This window comes from Pseudomonas sp. TH31, assembly GCF_016650815.1.
GTDB lineage: Bacteria > Pseudomonadota > Gammaproteobacteria > Pseudomonadales > Pseudomonadaceae > Aquipseudomonas.
This window is the reverse complement of the sequence record NZ_JAEKEZ010000010.1, coordinates 61295-81400: the sequence shown is the minus strand read 5'-3', so window position 1 is coordinate 81400 and position 20106 is coordinate 61295. Positions and strand designations below refer to the sequence as shown.

Here is a 20106-nt window from a genome sequence, read left to right as displayed (position 1 = left end):
TGCCGAAGGCTGCGATCTTTTGATCTGGCCTTTGGTGTTCAGCTTCCTTAAACAGCTCAAGATCAAAAGATCGCCGGCTTCGCCAGCTCCTACAATGTGTGAGATGTTTGCACCATTGGCCCTTGCTGGAGTTGCTTGATGCTGTCACTGCTCACCGATCACCCGTTGCTTATCGCATTGGCCCTGATCCTGATTGATCTGGGTCTATGGCGTTTGATCAGCACCAACGGCAGTAATTGGAAACTGGTCGTGCGCCTGGTGATTTTCTCGTTGTTCAGCGTTCTGTTGTTCAACGAAGGCCTGAACCCGATGGAGCCGGCGCCCTGGGCCGACAACGTAGCGTTGCACCTGGCCGCCACCGGTTTGCAGATCGGCTGGTGGCTGTTCGGTGCGCGAACCCTGACGGTGCTGATCGGTGCGGTGATGATGCAGCGGGTCGGGCACACCGGGCGTTTGCTCCAGGATCTGCTTGGCGCGGTGATTTTCCTGATCGCGATCATCGCGGCCATGGCCTACGTGCTCGACCTGCCGGTCAAAGGCGTACTGGCGACCTCCGGCGCGGTGGCGATCATCGTCGGCCTCGCATTGCAAAGCACGCTCAGCGATGTGTTCTCCGGCATCGTGCTGAACACCACCAAGCCTTATCAAATCGATGACTGGATTTCCATCGACGGCACCGAAGGCCGGGTCACCGACATCGACTGGCGTGCCACCCGGATGCAGACCGCTCAGGGCAGCATGGCGGTGATTCCCAACTCTTTGGCGGCCAAGGCCAAGATCATCAACTTCAGCCGCCCGAGCGATATTTTTGGCGTGTCGATCAGCCTGCAACTGAGCCCCCACGCCCGGCCGCACACAGTGATCGAAGCGCTGGAGCGGGCCATGCAGGGCTGTCGCTTTCTGCTCAATAAGCCGGCGCCGTGCGTGGCGTTGAAAAGCTCCAGCAGCAGTGGCGTGGAGTATGAAATCAGCGGTTTTGTGGTTTCCATGGACCAGAAACGCATGGTCCGCAATCAACTGTTCGACCTGGCGTACCGGCACTTGCAGGCGTCGGGCATCAGCCTGTTGTCGAGCGTCGAATCCAACGTACCGGCCAGCCTGTCACGGCCACGGGCGCTGCTGGAAAGCTCGAGCATTTTCTCCACCCTGCGCCAGGAAGAGAAAGAAACCTTCAGCCAGAACATGACACTGCAAACCTTCCGCGCCGGGGAAATGATCCTGGCGGGCGGCGAGGTCAGCGATCACCTGTTCATCATCGAATCCGGCGTGGTCTCGGTGGCCCTGAGTCGGGCCGGGATCAAGTTCGAGGCCGGGCGCATGGGGCCGGGCGAGGTGATCGGCGAAGCCGGGATTCTCTCGGACGAATCCGTGCCGGCGGATTTTTCGGCCAAGACCTTTTGCGCGTTGTATCGCATCGAGAAGGAATACCTCAAGCCATGCCTCGATGCCCGGCATGACATCAGCGAAGCGATGAAGGCGCTGCTCGATTACCGTCTGCACACCGCACAGGCGCTGACCCGGGAAGTGCCGACAGTGGTGGAGAAAAAGGATTTTTGCAGTGGTTGCGTAGTCGCGGTCATTGAGGGGCCAGTGGTCTATTGGCTACCTCAACTTCCCAGGAATTGGCTATTTGTTCAGGCCCGGTGCGGGATTAAGGTGTGCTCCACACCCACTTGTGACGGAGCCCTGCCATGAAACCTCGCATCGATTTCTACACCGCTTCCCCAGACGCCCTCAAAGCCATGATCGCCCTGGAAGCTGCCGTCTCGAAATTGCCGCTGGAAAAGACCCTGATCGAACTGGTCAAGCTGCGTACCTCGCAAATCAACGGCTGCGCCTTCTGCCTGGACATGCATAGCGCCGACGCCCGCAAGGGCGGTGAAGACGAGCGTCGCCTGTCCACCTTGTCGGCCTGGCGTGAAACGCCGTTCTTCACCCCGCGCGAACGTGCGGCGCTGGCCTGGACCGAGTCCCTGACCCTGGTGAGTCAGACCCACGTCCCGGACGCGGACTATGAACTGGCAGTCTGCGAGTTCAGCCCCAAGGAAATGGTCGACCTGACGGTGGCGATCACCACCATCAACGCCTGGAACCGCCTGGCCATTGGCTTTCGCAAAATGCCTCAAGCCTGATCAATGAGCGTCTGCTGACGGCGCGGCCGGTGGTTGCACCTTGCGCATCAAGGGCACCATCGCCGTGGCAATAATGAAGCAGACCATGATCATCAAAAACGCGTCGCCATAGGTTTGCGTCTGGGCTTCGCGATACGTCAGCAACCACAGCTGATGCAGGCTGGCGGTGACACCCGCGTCACCGCTTTGGCCGAGGGCGGCGAAGTTGTTACCGACCTGGGACAGCCACTGGTTGAGTGCTTCGTTGCTGCTGTTCAAGTGTTCAGCCAAACGTGTGAAGTGCAGGTTGGTGCGGTCGTTGAGGATGGTTGCGCACGCGGCAATGCCGATGGCGCCGCCGAGGTTACGCATCAGGTTGAACAACCCCGAAGCATGTTTGAGCCGCGCCGGCGCCAGGCCACCCAGGGTCAGCGTCACTGCCGGCGGCACCGCCAGTTGCTGGGCAATCCCGCGCAGGGCTTGCGGCAGCATCAGTTCCCTTGCGCCCCAGTCATGGGTGATCGGGCTGAAATCCCACATCGACAACGCGAACAGTCCCAGGCCCGTCATCATGATCCAGCGCAGATCAACGCGATTCGCCAGAAAGGCGTACAGCGCAATCGCCATGATCTGGAACACCCCGGTGGAGAAAACCGCCAGGCCAATGTCCAGCGCGCTGTAGCCCCGCACCCGCCCGAGAAATAGCGGCGTCAGGTAAATGGTGGCGAACAGGCCAATCCCGGTAACGAATGAAAAGAAGCAGCCGAGGGCGAAGTTGCGGTCCTTCAAGGCGCGCAAATCGACAATCGGGTTGGCTACGTTCAGGGTTCGGCCGATGAAGGCGAGACCGGCGAGACCGCTGATCCATGCGGTGATCAGAATCGTGCTGTCGCTGAACCAGTTCCAGCGCGGGCCTTCTTCGAGGGTGTATTCCAGGCAGCCGAGAAACAGCGCCATAAACACCATGCTGATGTAGTCGGCGCCCTTTAGCAGCGACAGTTCCGGCTGGTCGATCTTCACCAGCATCGGCACCGCCACGGCGACGAAAATCCCCGGCACCAGGTTGATGTAGAACAGCCAGTGCCAGGATGAAATGTCGGTGATCCAGCCACCGATCACCGGGCCGAGGGTCGGTGCCAGCGAGGCCACCGCGCCGATGGTCGCGGCAGCGATCACCCGTTTTTTGCCGGTGAAAAAAGAACGCGGTGGTGAACACCAGCGGAATCATCGAACCGCCAAGAAACCCTTGCAGGGCGCGGAAGGCGATCATGCTCTGGATGTTCCAGGCCGCGCCGCACAGCAGGCTGGCGAGGGTGAAACCGACCGCCGAGGCGCAGAACAGCCAACGGGTCGAGAACACCCGGGACAGCCAGCCCGACAACGGGATCACGATGATTTCGGCAATCAGGTAACTGGTCTGCACCCACGCGGTTTCGTCGGTGCCGGCCGAGAGTCCGCCGCCGATGTCGCGCAACGAGGCGGAGACAATCTGGATATCCAGCAGGGCAATGAACATGCCGATGCACATGCTGGCGAAGGCGAAGATTTTGGTCGCAGTCGCCATGTCAGCAGCGTTGAACGATTGCGCCGGGGCGGCGAGGGCGCGGCTCATGGTGCGCTGGCCACGGCTGGGGTTTTCTCCTCGGTGCGGGTATCGACTTCTGCAGTCACCGACAGGCCCGGACGCAAATGGCCGAGCACGCCATCGGCCGGGTCGAGGACGATCCGCACCGGCACCCGCTGGACGATTTTAGTGAAGTTGCCGGTGGCGTTTTCCGGCGGCAACACGCTGAACTGCGCGCCGCTGGCCGGGGCGAGGCTGTCCAGATGACCGTGGAACACCTGGCCCGAAAGCACATCGGCACGGATGACGACGCGCTGGCCGGAAGTCATCCGCGCCAGTTGGTCTTCCTTGAAATTGGCATCGACCCACAACCCGCTGGACGGCACCACCGACAGCAGTTGCGAACCGGCCTGGGCGTAGGCGCCCACCCGTGCCCGACGGTTGCCGACCACGCCGTCCACCGGGGCTTTGAGTTCGGTGTAACCGACGTTCAATTGCGCCAGGTCACGCTCGGCCTTGGCTTGCATCAGCGCCGCTCGGGCTTGTTGTTTCTGGGTGTCGATCACGTCGAGTTGACGTTGGGTGGCCAGCAATTCGGCCTGGGCCCGGGCACTGATCGCCTGGGCGGTCTTGAAGGTGGCGTTGGCGCGTTGGGCGCTTTCCACCGAGACTGCGTTGCTGCCGACCAGCTTTTTGTAGCGCGCATCGTCATCCCGTGAGCGGGAGGTTTCGGCGCCAGCGGCATCGATCCCGGCGCGGGCCTGGCCGATAACCGCGTGTTGCAATTGTTCGGTGGCGTCGAGGTTGGCGAGCAGGGCTTGCTCGGCGGCGACCGCGCCTTCGGCCTTGGCCAGGTTGGCGCGATAGTCTCGCGAATCCAGCCGAACCAATACGTCGCCAGCCTTGACCTTCTGGTTGTCGGTCACCAGCACTTCTTCGATATAGCCCGCGACTTTCGGCCCGATCACCGTGACATCGCCGCCAATGTAGGCATCGTCGGTTTCTTCGAGGAAGCGTCCGGCGGTCCACCAATGGGCGCCGTACAGACCAATGCCCACTAGCGCTGCGATGGCCACGCTCAGTAGAAGCAGACGTTTGAGCACGGGAGGCTTGTGGGTGGTCACCGGGACAGCCAGGTCGGGTTCAACGGTGGGCATGCTGGTCATGGGGAATACCTGTGGCAAATGACTCTTTATTACGGATGTAATATGACGCAGGTAATATATTCTGACAATTGATTTTTACTGCCGGTCGTCAGGTGCTTATTTGAGCCAGGTGCCGGGCGTGACGCTGGTCATGTCCTTGAAGAACGCAATGAACGCGCTGTCACTGGCGAAACCCAGTTCGAAAGCGCTGTAACTAAGGCTGCGACCGGTGGCGAGCAACTCCATGGCGCGCATCAGCCGCCATTGTTGGCGCCATTGCTGATAACTCATGCCGGTTTCACGCTGGAAGATTCGACCGATGGTCCGCCCGCTCGCGCCGATCTGTTGCTCCAGCACCTGGAGCTCCGGCGGTAGTTGTTCCGGGGTTGCCAGCAGAGGGGCCAGGCGCTTGTCGTGGGGCAGGGGCAGCAGCATCGGCTGCTGCGCAGCCTCACGAATTTCGCTCAAGCACAGGGCCAGCAGATGGCTGAATTTGCCCTGCTGCCAATCGGTGTCGAACTCAGCCAGGGCCATCGGTTCCAGCACTGCGCGCAGCAATGGGCTGACTTCAATCACGCAGACTTGATGTGGCAAGTCGGCGCACACGTCCGCTGTCAGGTAGAGGGATCGATAGTCGACGCTTTGCTGCATGACCGCGCGATGGGCAATCCCCGAGGGAATCCACGCCGCGCGGGACGGTGGCAATAAGCACAACTGCTGCGCCAACGTAATGCGCGTGCAGCCCTGTCGAGTGAACAGCAGTTGTCCACGAAGATGCCGGTGCAGACCGGAATCGTGATCGCCGAGGGTTGAGGCGATGCCTATGACAGGCGCCAGGTAGCCATCGGGGTCGAACGATGCATGGGAATCCAGCCAGGCCATAAAGATGTCCGATTTCAACGATAAAGTGTCCGGGTTTGGATAATACGTCAGGCGCGCCTTCTTAAACTCCTCAGCAGTTTTTATTGAAGAGTGACGCTGTGATGAACCCTCGAAATTTATTGATCTTGGCAATGACCTTGCTGATGTTTCCGCAAATAGCCCAAACCCTGTATAGCCCGGCGCTGGCGGACATCGGCCAGGCATTTGACGTCGGGCCACAAGCGGCGGCGCAAACCCTGTCGGTGTATTTCCTGGCTTTTGCGTTTGGCGTGGTGGTGTGGGGCAGGGTGTGCGACCGGATCGGTCGGCGCCCCACGATGCTGATCGGACTGGCGTTATACGTAGCGGCCTCGGCGCTGGCGCTGACGGTTGGCACGTTCAGCGGCCTGTTGATCGCCCAGGCATTCGCTGCATGTGGCGCGGCGGTCGGCTCGGTGGTGACGCAAACCCTGTTGCGTGACCGCTTCCAGGGCGCAGCACTGGCGCAGGTGTTTTCGCTGATCGGCATGGCGTTGGCCGCCAGCCCTGCCATCGGGCTGTTCAGCGGGGCAAGCCTGGTGCAAGCCTTCGGTTATCGAGGCGTGCTCTGGTGCCTGTTGCTGCTGTCACTGGGATTGTGGCTGTGGTGTCTGCGAAGCCTGCCGGAAACCCGACCCGCGCAACTGATCACGGCGGGTCTGTTCGAGACGCTGGGGCACATGCTGAAAGATCGCGAGATCTGGCGTTCGGTGCTGCTGGTGGCGTTGTTCAACATTGCCCTATTCAGCTACTACAGCCTTGGCCCCTTCGTATTTGAACGGCTGGATTTGAGCGGGCAACTGTTCGGTTACAGCGGTGTGATCCTGGCGTTGGGTTCCGGTCTTGGCGCCTGGCTCAATAAGCGTCTGCTGCTTAACGGCTTCAGTGGTTTGCGCATGATCCGTATTGCGGCCTGCCTGGGATTGCTGGGCGGCGTCGGCGTGTGGCTGATGCAAGGCAGCGGCGTGTTTGTGTTGGCAATGGTGCTGGTGGTGCTGGCGTTCGGCATGGCGATCCCGAACATCCTCGGCTCGGCCCTGGCGAACTACGGTGATCGACTCGGTACTGCCGGCGCGCTGTTTGGTTTGATGTATTACCTGTTGATCGGCGGTGGGTTGATGCTGGTCGCGTGGTCCCAGGCATTGGGTGAAACCTTGATGCTGTGTGGCGCGTTGGCCTTGCTGCTGGCGAAAAGGCATAGCTGAGCAATTGTTTAAGAAATGTAAGCGTTGTAGGACTCATCTTGCATTTGCATGGGAACGATCTGACTATCACGAAAATTGATGGGGTGGCATTGAGCCATTTGATGATCGCAAGGATGTTGAGTGCCGTATTCGCTTCGCGCTGTTCCTCGCCGCAGTCCCACGCCTCGCACGCTGTTGTTGGTTTTGTTGATGAGCCTGAGTGTTTCATCCCTTCAGGCCGCTGAACCTTCCGCTCCAGGCCAGGAAGTGCTGCGCCAGCAGCAACAGCAACAGCGCGACCTGCAACAACTGCAACTGGAAGAACGCCGTCGGCAACTGGAACGCGGCAGTTTCGGTGCGCCGCCGGTGACGCCCGTGCTGCCCGCCCAAGTCACCCCGGATGAACGCTGCTGGCCGCTGAGCGGTACGCGCATCGGCGGTGTCACCCTGATCAGTAGCACAAAACTCAATGAGCGAATAAAGCCGCAGCTGTCGGCGTGCATGGGCGTCGGCCAGATCAACCATCTGCTGGCGACCATCACCGCGCTGTACGTGGACGCGGGTTACATCGCCAGTCGGCCGTACCTCCGCAGCGCGCCGGCGGCGGGGCAGTCGCTGGATATCGTGGTCGATGAAGGTTATGTCGAATCCATCGAACTGGCCGACCAGAGCCTGCCAGTGTCCCTCGGCGGCGCATTCCCCGGAATGCTCGGCAAACCGCTGAACCTGCGCGATCTTGAGCAAGGCCTGGACCAGTTGAACCGCCTGCGCTCTATTGATTTGACCGCCGACATCGCCCCCGGCAGCCAGCCCGGCGCCTCGCGAATCATCCTGCGTTCGCGCACCAGCGGTCAGTCGCGCTGGGCCTTGGGCCTGGGCGCGGACAACCTCGGCAGCGCCAGCACCGGGCGTGATCGCGACACCCTGAGCCTGAGTCTCGACAGCCCCCTGGAACTCAACGACTCACTCAATCTCAGCGTCAGCGACACCCTCAATCACGGCGATCGCTATAGCCGCAACGCCAGCCTTTATTACGCGATTCCTTACGGCTACTGGACCTACAGCGTTTTCGCCAGCCACGCCGAATATCGCGCGCTGCTCAAGCTCCCCAGCGTGACATTCCACAGCACCGGGATCACCGACCAGCTCAGCCTGCGCGCCGACCGCGTGCTGTGGCGCGATCAAAGCCGTCAGCTCAGCGCCAACCTGCAACTGGCGCACAAGGACGTCGACAGCTACCTGGAGAACGTTCGCCTCGGTATCCAGAGCCCGACGCTGACCGTGGCCGAAGCCGGACTGAACCTGTTCTGGCTCAACAGCGCGGTCTGGAACCTGGACATCAATTATGCCCAGGGCCTGCGCTGGCTCGGTGCCGACGACGATGCCAATCGGCAGGTCAACAACCAGCCAAAAGCGCAGTTCCGCAAGTACCGGGCCGGCCTCAGCCAGTGGCGCAACGGCCAATACGGCCAACAGGCGTGGCAATGGCAGAGCCAGTTCAACGTGCAATACAGCTCCGATCCGCTGCCGACCATCGAGCAACTACTGGGCACCGACGATTCTGCCGTGCGCGGCTACCGGGTCAACAGTGCCTCCGGCGCCAGCGGCGCGATCTGGCGCAACACCTTGCGCCTGCCTTTACGAAACGATTTTGCGCTGCAGGTCACCCCGCGCCTGGGCCTGGACAACGGCTGGGTCAAGGCCGACCACGGCGCCCAGGGGCAACGCCTGAGCGGGGCCAGTGCCGGGGTCAACCTGGGCTGGAAAAACCTGCAAGTGGACATCGATTACCAACGCAGTCTCAACACCCCCAGCGGTTTTCATCAGGAGCCAGAAATCTGGCTGATGCGCGTGGGATTGGCCTTATGAACACCCAGCAACAGCCGTCGGACCTGAGCGCCACAGCCACGGCCAATAACTCGGCGCGCAACGTGATGCCGCACTTTAATTGAGAGGTTTTTATGCCTGCACAGACATTTGCGTTCCATCTTTCCCCTCGGGGCAAACTGCGCTGGGCGATTGCCAGCCTGTTCCTGCTTGCCCATCTGCCCAACGCCCTTGCGGGTGGCGTGGTGGTTGCGCCCGGTCCCGGTGGCACGGCGCAGTTGCAAACCCAGGGCGGCGTGCCCATCGTCAACATCGTTGCGCCCAACGGTTCCGGTCTGTCGCATAACCAGTTTCTGGACTACAACGTCGACCGCCAGGGTCTGGTGCTGAACAACGCCTTGCAGGCCGGGCAATCCCAGCTCGCCGGGCAACTGGCGGCCAACCCGCAGTTTCGGGGCCAGGCCGCGAGCGTGATCCTCAACGAAGTGATCAGCCGTAATGCCTCGGCCCTCAATGGTGCCCAGGAAATCTTCGGCAAATCCGCCGATTACGTGTTGGCCAACCCCAACGGTATCTCGGTGAACGGCGGCAGTTTCATCAACACGCCGAACGCCAACCTCGTGGTCGGTCGCCCCGAATTGAACGACGGCAAGCTGCAAGCCCTGAGCACCCGCGACGCGACGGGCAGCTTGCAGATTCAAGGCGCAGGCCTGCAAAACCGCGAAGGCTCGATCAACCTGATCGCCCCGCGCATCGATAGCCAGGGCAGCCTCAGTGCGCGTGATCAACTGAACCTCACGGTCGGTCGCAATCAGGTGGATTACGCCACCGGCCAGGTGAAAGCCGTGGACCCGGCCGGCAACACCCAGGACCAACGCATCGACGCCAGCCTGTTCGGCGCGATGCAGGCCGGGCGTATCAACATTGTCAGCACCGCCGAAGGTGCAGGCGTGCGGGTGGGCCCGGTGCAAGTTGCGGGCCGCGATGGCGTGCAGATTCGTTCCGCTGGCGACCTGAGCATCAGCGGCCAAGCCGTTGCCGACAGCCTCGATGTCAGCCGTGCCGGCGTGCGCAGCAGTCAGGGCGATGTCGGCCTGCACAGCGGCAAAGACTTGACCCTGGCCGCTGCCGACGTCAGTGGCCGCGACGTCAAACTCGACGCCAAACGCAACCTGACCCTGACCACCGTCGAAAGCCGCAAGCTTCAGCAAACCCGGAAAACTGGAACAACAGCACCCTCGGCATCACCTGGGAAACCTACGACCGGACCCAGACCGACAGCGACTCGCGCCAGCACGGCAGCCAGATTCTCGCCAGCCGGGATGCGCAGTTTTCCGCCGGTGGCGACACCGAACTCAAGGCGGTCAAAGTCGAAGCGGCCAACCATTTAAACGTCCAGAGCGGCGGCGACCTACGCCTGACCGCCGCCACCGAAAGTCACACCCAAACCGACCAGGGCAACCATCGCAAACACCTGTGGAAAGCCGACTGGGACACCCGCAGTGAAGAGCAACGCAGCGTCACCAGCCAGTTGACGGGCGGCAATATCGCCCTGGCCACGGCGGCATTGCTGCGTTCCGAAGGTGCGCAATTGTCTGGCAAGGGCGACATCAACCTCGCCGGCAAACAGGTCGAAATCACCAGCGCCAGCCGCACCCAGCGCAAGAGCGACAACAGCTACTCGGGTGATCTGGTCGGCGGCGGTTTCTTCGGCAAGACCGGCGACGCCGATCAAGGTAAAACCCAAAACCAGGGCAGCAAGGTCAACGCCGCCGGCAAACTGATCGTCAAGGCTGACGACGTGCGCATCAGCGCCAGCCAGGTGCGCGGTGGCACCGAGGCCAGCGTCATCAGCGACAAGGGGTCGCTGATCATCGATGGCGTTCAGGACACCTTCCACGCCAACAGCCACGCCAAGGACAGCAAATTCTTCGGCATCAGCAAGGACGAAACCCGGCAGAACGCCAACGACAGCACCACCGTGCGCAGCGAGCTGAGCTCCGACAGCAACCTCAAGCTCAAGAGCGCCAGGGACATCGAAGTGGCGGGTTCCACAGTCAAGGCTGGTGGCACCCTGAGCGCTGATGCGGCCGGGGATGTAAATGTGCATTCTGCGCAAAACACCAGCGACAGCAGCAAAACCACCGAGCCCCGTGGCTTCGACGCCTACGCCAGGGAAAACGCCCCGGACGCCGGCCAGTACCGCGCCGGTGTGCATTACCAAGACACGCAGCAAGCTGTCACCAGTAACGACGTCAAGCAGCAGGGCTCCAGCCTCAGCGGCGGCAACGTGCAACTGGTGGCGGGCGGCGACCTGACGCTCAAGGGTGCCGAGGTCAAAGCCATCAACGGTGACGCGACCCTGACCGGCAAGCATGTCTCGCTGCTGGCCGAGCAGGACAGCCACAGCACTTCGACCGATAAAACCAGCACCAGCGGTGGTTTCTACTACACCGGCGGCCTCGACCGAGCCGGCAGTGGTGTCGATTTCGCCCACAACACCTCGCAAGACACGGCCAGCAAAACCACGGCGCAAACCAGCGGCGTCCAAAGCAGCGGCAACCTGAACATCAACACCGACAAACTCAGCACTGAAGGCGCACGTCTGGATGCCGGCAAAGGTTTGAATGTTGCGGCGGGCGAGGTCGACAATCGGGCGGCGAGCAATACCGACAGCGGCACCCATAACCAGAGCAACTGGTCGGCGGACATCGGTGCCAACGTCGAATACAAAGACATTACCCGGCCCATCGCCGGGGCGGTCAAGGACGTGTTGAACGGCAAGGTGCCGGACAAGGATGCACTGGCCAACCTCGGTCAACCGAACGTCGGCATCGACGTGGCCATCGGTCATCAGGACACCAGCCACACCGGGCAAACCGGCAACGCCGTGGTCAGCCAGTTCAAGGGCGGCACCGTGGACGTCAACGTCGCCGGCACCTTGCAGGACCAGGGCACGCAGTATCAGGCGGGTGCGGGCAAGGTGAACATCAGCGCCGACGCGTTGGTGGCGAACGCTGCGAGCAACACCCACAGCAGCACCGATCAGGCGCTGGACGCCAAGGCTGACGTACGGGTCTACACCAAAACCGCTGAAGACGTGAATGTTGCCGGCAGCGGTGCGGGTGGTAGCAGCCAGACGCGCAAGGACAGTTCCACCGCAGTGGCTGGCAACTATGCCGGCAGCGACGGGGTGAACATCAACCTGCGCGGCGATGGTCAGTTTGAAGGCAGCCATTTCGATGGCGGGCAGGGCGGGGTTTCGATCAAGACTGGCGGTGAGCTGGCGCTGAATCAGGCCAACGACCGTCGGGGCAGTGATACGTCAAGCCTGCGCGGCAATGGCTCGCTGAACGTCGGTACGGCGCCGGGCACCAACGGCACCAATGTTGATCTTGGCGCCGGCTTCCAGCTCGATCACACCGGCAAACAGACCCGGGACAGCCAGGCTCAGGTGGCGAGCATTCAGGGCAAAGGCCCGGTGGTGTTGAGCAGTGGTGGCGATCAAATCCTGCAAGGGACGAAGGTTGATACGACTGGCGGCATCGAACTGAAGGCTGACGGCAAACTCGATCTGCAAGCGGCGACCGACACGCACACTGCTTCGGGCAGCAACCTTGGCGGTGGCCTGAAGGTCGGTGGCAGTAAAACCAGCACTGAGAAAAGCGCTGATCAGGGCGGCAATTTGAGCGGCAATTTCAACATTGGCCGGGTCAACGAATACACTCAAACCTTGACCGGTGGCCAGCTCAACAGTCAGGGCAACATTGCCCTCAGCGGTGATGCGATTCACCTGCAAGGCACCCAGATCAGTGCCCCGAGCGTCAGCCTTGATGCGCAGCAGGGCGGGATCAATCAGGAGTCGGCCCAGTCCACGCAGAACCGTACCCATTGGAATGTCGCGCTGAATGCCGGCGGCAACCTGAGCAACAGCACACCGGCTGTCGTCGATGAAAAGAACGTCGCCACCCGTGATCACGGCTTTAATGCCGGGGCCAAGGTCGGGGTCGATTATCTGCAGGGCACCACTCAGCAGAATAGCCAGATCAAGGCTGACAGCGTGGTGTTGAACAGCACCGGGGATGTGCATGTGGCCGGCGCGCGAGTTGATGCGGCGACGGTCAGCGGCAAGGTCGGCGGCGACTTGAACGTGGAGAGTCGTCAGGACCGCCAGACTGGCGCCAAGGTCGATGTGGATCTGGGGGTGACCGGCAAGAAGGCTGCACCGGCTGATAAGGACAAAGTGGCTGGCGGGATGGATTACACGCCGACGCTGAAACTCGATGGCGGTTACGCGCATAAGGACAGTGTCGGCCAGGCTTCCGGCATCAGCGGCACCCAAGGTGTGGATCTGAAGGTCGACGGCGCCACGCAACTGACCGGCGCACGGATTGTTTCGGCTGCAGGTCGGGTCGATCTGGGTGGCTCCAAACTCAGTACCACGGACCTGAGTAACCGCGACTACGGTGTAACGGCCGGTCTCGATCTGCCAGAGAAACCGAAAGCCGAGGGCAGCAAGCCCGAGGTTTTGCCTGCGGGTGAACACAGCGTCAAACTCGGCCCCGTGACGATTGGCGGTCATTACGACAGCCAGTCGCTGCAGGCCGGGATTGACGAGAAAAACACCTAAGCACCACATCCTCCCTGTGGGCGCGAGCCTGCTCGCGAAAGCGGCCGTCCAGTCGACAAAAATGTTGCCTGACACGCCGCCATCGCGAGCAGGCTCACTCCCACATTGGGTCACTGTCGTACACAGATTTTGAGTTCGACGAAGATCCCTTGTAGGAGCTGCCGAAGGCTGCGATCTTTTGACCTTGATCTTTTCGAGCCCGCTGAAGATCAAGGTCAAAAGCTCGTCCGAACGCGGCCCGAGCCTTCGGCAGCTCCTACAGGGGAGCTGTGATTGGCATTGGAAAATGTGTTCGGCGTTATTGACCGGTCAGGCTGGCACTGGCCACTTTCACCCCATCGCGCCCATCCCGACTACTCACCCCCACCAACCAAGCTTCCAGCACCTGTGGATTTGCCTTCAACCACGCCTTCGCCGCCGCCCGCGGCTTCTGGTTCTGGTTCAACACCGCGTCCATCAACTGGTTCTCCATGGCCAGACTGAACTCCATGTTCTGCAGTAACTTGCCGACGTTGCTGCATTGCGTGAGGTAGTCCTTGCGCACATTGGTATAAACCGTCGCCTGGCCGAAATTCGGCCCGAAGTACTCATCGCCACCGCTGAGGTACTTCATCTTGTTGCGGGTGTTCATTGGGTGCGGTTCCCAGCCGAGGAAGACCATCCATTCGTTTTTGCGGGTGGCGCGCTTGAGTTGCGAGAGCATGGCGGCTTCGCTGGACTCCACGATTTTGAAGTCCTTGAGGCCGAAGGCGTCCTTGTCGATCATGCTCTGGATCAGCCGATTACCGTCGTTGCCCGGTTCGATACCGTAGAGCTGGCCGTTGAGTTTGTCCTTGAATTTGGCGATGTCGGCAAAGTCGTGCAGCCCGGCGTCGTACACGTAATCCGGCACGGCCAGGGTGTATTTGGCGCCGTGCAGGTTGGCGCGCACGGTTTCCACGGTGCCGGCGTCACGGAAGGGCTTGATGTCGTTTTCGGTGGTGGGCATCCAGTTGCCGAGGAACACGTCCAGGTCCTTGCCCGCGGCCAGGGCGCGGTAGGTCACCGGGATCGACAGCAGGGTGGTTTTGGTGGTGTAGCCGAGGGACTCCAGCACTTCGCTGGTGATGGCGGTGGTGACGGTGATGTCGGTCCAGCCGACATCGGAAAACCGCACGGTGGCGCAGGATTCAGGTTCCGCTGCGTGCACCATCAACGGCAGGGTAAGGGTTGCAAGCAAGAGCAAGGCTTTCATGGGATCAACTCCTCGAAGGTAAACGTCGGCAGCGGTTTGGGGTGTGGCGGTCTTGTTGTTGTGGGGTGATGCAAAAGCCTGCCTGTGGTGGGGCGCTTACCAAAGTGCCAGTCAGTCAAGGCGCAGAACCTGTGGGAGCGGGCTTGCTCGCGAAAGCGATCATTCAGCCGACAAAATGTTGCCTGACACGCCGCTATCGCGAGCAGGCTCGCTCCCACAGGTGCTGCGGTGTTCACTCCTTAGCTGACTGGGCTCATGGCTTCAGCCCAACTGATCAACTCCGAACCAGTTCAACGGCGCCGGTTCGGTGTTGAGGTAGATGTGCTTGAGTTCGGTGAATTCATCGAGCCCGGCGCGGGACAGTTCGCGGCCGATGCCACTGGACTTGAAGCCGCCCCACGGTGCCTGGGGAAACGCGGCGTTGTAGTCGTTGATCCACACGGTGCCGACCCGCAGCCGTTTGGCCATCCGATAGGCCTTGCCGAGGTCCTTGGTCCAAACCCCGGCGGCCAGGCCGTAGGGCGTGTCATTGGCCAACTGCAGTGCCTGGGCTTCGCCGCTGAAGCGCTCGACGGTGATCACCGGACCGAAGACTTCTTCCGGGCAATGCGCATGTCGGCACGGACGCTGCCGAGCAAGGTCGGGCGCAGCCAGAAACCCCGTTCGAACTGCTCCGCAATTGTGCCGCCGGCCAGCAAGGTCGCGCCTTGTTCAACAGCGCCGGCAATCATCGTCAGGATCTGATCGCGCTGGCCGGCCGAAATCAGCGGTCCCATTTGCGTCAGTGGATCGAGGCCGTCCCCCAGGCGAATCTTCAAAATCCGCTTGCGCAATGCCTCGACAAATCGATCATGAATCCCGTCCTCCACCAGCAACCGCGAACCGGCGGAACAGATCTGCCCGGCGTTGAAAAATACCGCGTTCAGCGCTTGATCCAGCGCCACTTCGAAATCGGCATCGGCAAACACGATGTTCGGATTCTTGCCCCCAATTCCAGCGCCACCCGCTTGAAGTTACCGCTGGCCGCACGCATCACCTTGCCGCCGGCCCCGGCCCCACCGGTCAGCGATACCAGGTCCACGTCACCACTTGCCGCGAGCAGTTCACCCACATCGCCTGGACCGCAGAGCAGGTTGAATACGCCCGCCGGCAAACCCGCTTCAGCCAGCAACTCAGCCAACCGGTGCGCAGTCATCGGCGTCAGGCTGCTGGGCTTGAACACCACGGTGTTGCCGGCGGCCAGCGCCGGGGCGATCTTCCACACCGCTTGCAGCAGCGGGTAATTCCACGGCGCGATCAACGCGCAAACGCCCACCGGTTCGCGTTGGTTGAAGCTGATGACATGGGCCGGCGCATGGCTGTTGACGCTGGCACTTTCGGTTTCCAGCAGCGCGGCATAGAAGCGAAAGGTGGCGACCACATTACCGACGTCGCCGAGGCTTTCGCCAAGGGTCTTGCCGGCGTTGAGGGTTTCCAGACGTGCCAGATGCTCGGCATCCTTTTCGATCAACCCGGCGATCCGCTGCATGAGTTGCGCGCGTTCGGTGACGGCCATCGTTGGCCAGGGGCCTTGATCAAATGCCTGGCGCGCGGCACTGATCGCCAGTTGCGCATCAACAGGCCCGGCCACCGCCACTTCGGCCAACACGTTTTCATTCGCCGGGTTGATCACCGCCCGGTAGCGCGCCTGCTGCGGCGCCTGCCAAACCCCGCAATAAACAACGGAATCTGCAACATCGGTGTCTCCAGCCAAGTGGGTCGTGGCGCTCACTATGGCGGTGCCGGCAGCGCTGCTCTTGATCAAACGCGGCATAAGCACGCCGTTTTTTCACGGTGCCAGCGCCGCGAAATAACGGCAGCCAATGTCGTTTCCCATCAAGTGCTGACGCGGCGTCTCTCTACACTGCCGAAAAGCCGATTTACCACGCTGAGGGCACACGATGAATCAACCTGTCGAGCAACTGAGAATCCGCCTGGCCTGCGCCTTTCGCTGGGCCGCGCGGCTGAACCTGCACGAGTCCATCGCCAATCACTTCAGCGTGGCGGTGTCGGGGGACGGTCGGGAGTTTTTGATCAACCCTTACGGCAAGCACTTCTCGCGGATCAAGGCCAGTGACTTGCTGCTGGTCAACGCCGATGACCCGGCCAGCCTCGACCGCCCGGACGCGCCGGACATTACCGCATGGGCCTTGCACAGCGCCTTGCACCGTAACCAGCCCCACGCGCGGTGCATCCTGCACACCCATTCCAGATACGCGACCGCGCTGGCCTGCCTGGCGGACTCACGATTGCCACCCATCGAACAAAACGCCATGCGCTTTTTCGAGCGCGTAGTGATCGACAACGGATTCGACGGCATGGGCTTGGGTGACGAGGCCGAGCGCGTCAGCCATTTGCTCGGGGACAAACCGATCCTGTTGATGGGCAACCATGGCCTGCTGGTGGCGGCGCCGACTATCGCCCAGGCGTTCGACGATTTGTACTATTTCGAGCGCGCCTGCGAGACCTACATCACCGCACTCTCAACCGGCCGCGAACTGCGCATTACCAGCGACGAGATCGCCCGCAAGACTTGCCGGCAATGGCTGGATTACCCAGGTTTTGCCGACAAGCATTTCAACGCGCTGATGGGGATTCTGGATGAAGAAGAGCCGGGCTATCGGCTAATGCCGTAGCAGCTGGCGAAGCCTGCGCTCGGCTCGGGCCGAACGCAGGCTTCGCCAGCTGCTACAACGAGCATTTTTCGCCTGAAACTTTCTTGGCTGGTTATAAATCAGTCCGCCTCGGCCGGGCGATGCGCCTTGCTTAAAGGCTGGCGCATCACCGGGGCGGTAAAGACCTGGCTTCGGTCTTCGCTGGGTGGGCAGCCAAAGCGAGCACGGTAGGTACGGGAGAAATGTTCCAGCGAACCAAACCCCGAACACGCCGCCACTTGCGCCACACTAAGGCGCGTCTGTTGCAACAAACTGTGGGCCTTGGCCAAGCGCAGCGTGATGTAGTACTTGAGCGGCGACAGGCCGGTTTGATGCTTGAATTGACGCTCCAGTTGCCGCCGCGAGAGCCCGACCTGACCGGCAATCGCCTCACAATCCAGCGGTTCCTCCAACGCTTTTTCCATCAACTGCACCGCGCGGCGGATCTTGCTGCCGTACATTCCGGTGTTGCTCAGGCCGCCGTCGAGTTGGTTATCGGCCGGCGCCCGCACATGGCCCATCAGCAGGTGCATGGCGATTTCCGGGACAGGTCGCTGTCGACGCTTTGGCCGATCCAGCCGAGCAGCATGTCGAGCGTGGTGGTGGCGCCGGCGCAGGTCATGCGTTGGCGCTCAAGCGTATAGAGCTGCGGCTTGGCGTGAACCCGCGGATAGCTTTCCTGAAAGCCTTGCAGGTTGTCCCAATGTACGGCCGCTTCATAACCGTCCAGCACCCCGGCGGCGGCCAGCAGTTCGGTGCCGGTTTCGACGCCCATCAACACCGCGCCGAACAACGCCTGTTTACGCAGCCAACTCTTGAGCGTCAGGTTGCGGCTGTGTTTGTGCACATCGAAACTGGCGATCACCAGGCACACATCGAAACCTTGATCGGCGCGCAGGCCGTCGTTGGCTACGGTGGTCAGGCCATTGCTGGCCTGCACCGGTTCGCCGTCCAGCGACAACAGCGACCATTCAAATATCTGGCGTTGGGTCAGCCAATTGGCAATCGCCAACGGTTCCAGCACCGCCGCCAGGCCGAAGTTGGAAAACGACGGCAACAGCAACACCGCGACCCGCAACGGCGCGACATCGCCACGGCGCCAGGTGAAGCGACTTTCTGTGCTGTTGGACGACTGATTAATCATGAGTGATCTCTATCGTTGTCGAGTCTGCCACTGCGGATGGCTCCAGACCGGTGCATCAGCCATCGGCAGCGCTGGCAGGCCACGAATCAGGTCGCTGGCCTTTTCCGCGATCATCACTGTCGGCGCGTTGGTGTTGCCGCTGACGATGATCGGCATGATTGAGGCGTCCACTACTCGCAGGCCGTCGAGGCCGTGCACCCGTAACTGTGGATCGACCACCGCTTGCGGGTCGCCAATCGGTCCCATTTTGCAGGTGCCGCTGGCATGGTAGCCGGTTTCCGTCACGTTTCTGGCCCACGTATCCAGCGCTTCGTCGCTTTGGGCGTGAGCGCCGGGCACCAATTCCTCACCTTTAAATGCGGCCATCGCCGGTTGCTCGATGATCTCGCGCACCAGCCGGGCACCGGCACGCATGTCGGCTCGATCCTGCTCGGTTTTCAGGTAATTGAACAGGATGCGCGGCGGCTGTCGAGGGTCGGCGCTGTTCAGGGTGACGCTGCCCAGGCTGGTAGGACGCATCAGGTCGATGTGGATCTGGAATGCGTGATCCGGCACCAGATCGACGCTGCCCGGTTGCACCGCCAACGGCATGAAGGTCAGTTGCAGGTCGGGATGCTCGACCCCGGCCCGCGAACGGATAAACGCCCCGGCCTCGAAATGATTGCTCGCTGCCAGTCCGTCATGGGTGACGAACCAACGGGCGCCGATCCACCACTTGCCCGGCGCGGTGGTCCACGGATAGAGCGACACCGGTTTTTTGCACCGGTATTGGACGACGGTGTCCGGGTGATCGTTGAGCCTTTTGCCGACGCCGGGCAGATCGTGAATCACGTTCAGACCCAGAGCCCTTAATTCGGCTGCCGGGCCGATGCCCGAGAGCAACAACAACTGCGGTGAATTGATCGCCCCGGCGGTCAGCAACACTTCGCGTTGGGCGAAAGCCTTATGGGTTTTCCCGTTTTGCTCGTACTCGATCCCGACAGCACGCTGGCCTTTGAACAAAATGCGCAACGCCAACGCATCGGTGGCCACCCGAACATTGCCCCGCGCCAGCGCCTCGCTCAAATAACCCCGCGAGGTACTCCAGCGCCGCCCGTTGCGGGTGGTGCGATCCACCGGCCCGAAGGCTTCCTGGCGATAGCCGTTCAAGTCGCGGCTCAAGCCATACCCGGCCTCGGCACCCGCCGCCAGAAACGCCGCGCACAACGGGGTTTCGGTATCGCCCGGCGTGACGTGCAAATGTCCCGTCGCCCCACGGTAATCATCGGTGCCGTCGGCATGGGTTTGCGCCCGTTTGAAGTACGGCAGCACCTCCTGATAGCTCCATCCGCTGCAACCTTGCTCGGCCCAAGCGTCGTAATCCCGGGCATGCCCGCGGATGTAGACCATGCCGTTGATCGACGATGAACCACCCAGGGTCCGGCCCCGTGGCGTGCCAATTCGGCGACCGTCCAGATACGGTTCCGGCTCGGAGTTGTAGCTCCAGTTGTAGCGCGTGCCGCCCACGACGATGCCGACGGCCGAGGGCATGTCGATGGTCCAGCTCTTGTCCGCCGGCCCGGCTTCCAGCAGCAGAATCCGTACGTTTGAGTCTTCGCCCAAGCGGTTGGCCAACACGCAGCCGGCTGACCCTGCGCCCACAATCAGGTAATCAAACTCATGATCGACCATGGT

The 20106-nt window shown here is 61.6% G+C and carries 8 protein-coding genes and 5 pseudogenes; 6 read left to right on the top strand and 7 right to left on the bottom strand.

Going from position 1 to position 20106, the window contains the following annotated elements; genetic code table 11:
- Window positions 1-138 precede the first annotated feature (138 nt).
- Together JFV26_RS07155 and JFV26_RS07150 are read left to right on the top strand one after the other, a co-directional pair.
- Window positions 139-1583 (top strand): annotated as a pseudogene (locus JFV26_RS07155) (mechanosensitive ion channel domain-containing protein).
- 108 nt (window positions 1584-1691) lie between these two features.
- Window positions 1692-2132: a carboxymuconolactone decarboxylase family protein gene (locus tag JFV26_RS07150; protein ID WP_201190977.1), complete on the top strand. Its 441-nt coding sequence runs from the start codon at window positions 1692-1694 to the stop codon at window positions 2130-2132.
- On the opposite strand, the pseudogene JFV26_RS07145 reads toward JFV26_RS07150, so the two are convergent.
- From JFV26_RS07145 to JFV26_RS07135, 3 genes and pseudogenes are all read right to left on the bottom strand, one after another.
- Window positions 2133-3723 (bottom strand): annotated as a pseudogene (locus JFV26_RS07145) (DHA2 family efflux MFS transporter permease subunit).
- Window positions 3720-4841 (bottom strand): HlyD family secretion protein, encoded by a 1122-nt coding sequence (locus JFV26_RS07140; protein WP_201190975.1) that lies wholly within the window; start codon window positions 4839-4841, stop codon window positions 3720-3722. The pseudogene JFV26_RS07145 and the gene JFV26_RS07140 overlap by 4 nt, the downstream one beginning before the upstream one ends.
- 96 nt (window positions 4842-4937) lie before the next feature.
- Window positions 4938-5702, bottom strand: coding sequence for an AraC family transcriptional regulator (locus tag JFV26_RS07135; RefSeq protein ID WP_201190973.1), 765 nt, complete (start codon window positions 5700-5702; stop codon window positions 4938-4940).
- 101 nt (window positions 5703-5803) lie between these two features.
- Here JFV26_RS07135 and JFV26_RS07130 point away from each other — a divergent pair, with 101 nt between their 5' ends.
- From JFV26_RS07130 to JFV26_RS07120, 3 genes and pseudogenes are all read left to right on the top strand, one after another.
- The gene (locus JFV26_RS07130) at window positions 5804-6925 is read left to right on the top strand and encodes an MFS transporter (protein WP_201190971.1); all 1122 of its coding nucleotides are present in this window, start codon (window positions 5804-5806) and stop codon (window positions 6923-6925) included.
- 120 nt (window positions 6926-7045) lie between these two features.
- On the top strand, window positions 7046-8773 hold the full coding sequence (locus tag JFV26_RS07125; protein ID WP_201190969.1) for a ShlB/FhaC/HecB family hemolysin secretion/activation protein: 1728 nt from the start codon (window positions 7046-7048) through the stop codon (window positions 8771-8773).
- A 92-nt stretch (window positions 8774-8865) separates the two neighbouring features.
- A pseudogene (locus JFV26_RS07120) lies at window positions 8866-13361 on the top strand (hemagglutinin repeat-containing protein).
- A gap of 298 nt (window positions 13362-13659) precedes the next feature.
- On the opposite strand, the gene JFV26_RS07115 reads toward JFV26_RS07120, so the two are convergent.
- Both JFV26_RS07115 and JFV26_RS07110 read right to left on the bottom strand, forming a co-directional pair.
- A complete protein-coding gene (locus tag JFV26_RS07115; RefSeq protein WP_201190967.1) occupies window positions 13660-14595 on the bottom strand; it encodes a choline ABC transporter substrate-binding protein in 936 nt (311 codons plus the stop codon).
- A 261-nt stretch (window positions 14596-14856) separates the two neighbouring features.
- Window positions 14857-16408: pseudogene (locus tag JFV26_RS07110) on the bottom strand (aldehyde dehydrogenase family protein).
- Window positions 16409-16535: 127 nt separating this feature from the next.
- Here JFV26_RS07110 and JFV26_RS07105 point away from each other — a divergent pair.
- Window positions 16536-17270 (top strand): class II aldolase and adducin N-terminal domain-containing protein, encoded by a 735-nt coding sequence (locus JFV26_RS07105; RefSeq protein ID WP_201190965.1) that lies wholly within the window; start codon window positions 16536-16538, stop codon window positions 17268-17270.
- 98 nt (window positions 17271-17368) lie between these two features.
- Here JFV26_RS07105 and JFV26_RS34390 read toward each other — a convergent pair.
- Together JFV26_RS34390 and JFV26_RS07095 are read right to left on the bottom strand one after the other, a co-directional pair.
- Window positions 17369-18432 (bottom strand): annotated as a pseudogene (locus JFV26_RS34390) (GlxA family transcriptional regulator).
- A gap of 9 nt (window positions 18433-18441) precedes the next feature.
- A complete protein-coding gene (locus tag JFV26_RS07095; RefSeq protein WP_201190957.1) occupies window positions 18442-20103 on the bottom strand; it encodes a choline dehydrogenase in 1662 nt (553 codons plus the stop codon).
- Window positions 20104-20106: the final 3 nt, after the last annotated feature.

Excerpts from the sequence above, each read along its gene's own strand:
- JFV26_RS07140 (WP_201190975.1), bottom strand. The coding sequence starts at position 4,841 with ATGACCAGCATGCCCACCGTTGAACCCGACCTGGCTGTCCCGGTGACC.
- JFV26_RS07130 (WP_201190971.1), top strand. The coding sequence starts at position 5,804 with ATGAACCCTCGAAATTTATTGATCTTGGCAATGACCTTGCTGATGTTT.
- JFV26_RS07115 (WP_201190967.1), bottom strand. The coding sequence starts at position 14,595 with ATGAAAGCCTTGCTCTTGCTTGCAACCCTTACCCTGCCGTTGATGGTG.
- JFV26_RS07095 (WP_201190957.1), bottom strand. The coding sequence starts at position 20,103 with ATGGTCGATCATGAGTTTGATTACCTGATTGTGGGCGCAGGGTCAGCC.
- JFV26_RS07105 (WP_201190965.1), top strand. The coding sequence starts at position 16,536 with ATGAATCAACCTGTCGAGCAACTGAGAATCCGCCTGGCCTGCGCCTTT.
- JFV26_RS07135 (WP_201190973.1), bottom strand. The coding sequence starts at position 5,702 with ATGGCCTGGCTGGATTCCCATGCATCGTTCGACCCCGATGGCTACCTG.
- JFV26_RS07150 (WP_201190977.1), top strand. The coding sequence starts at position 1,692 with ATGAAACCTCGCATCGATTTCTACACCGCTTCCCCAGACGCCCTCAAA.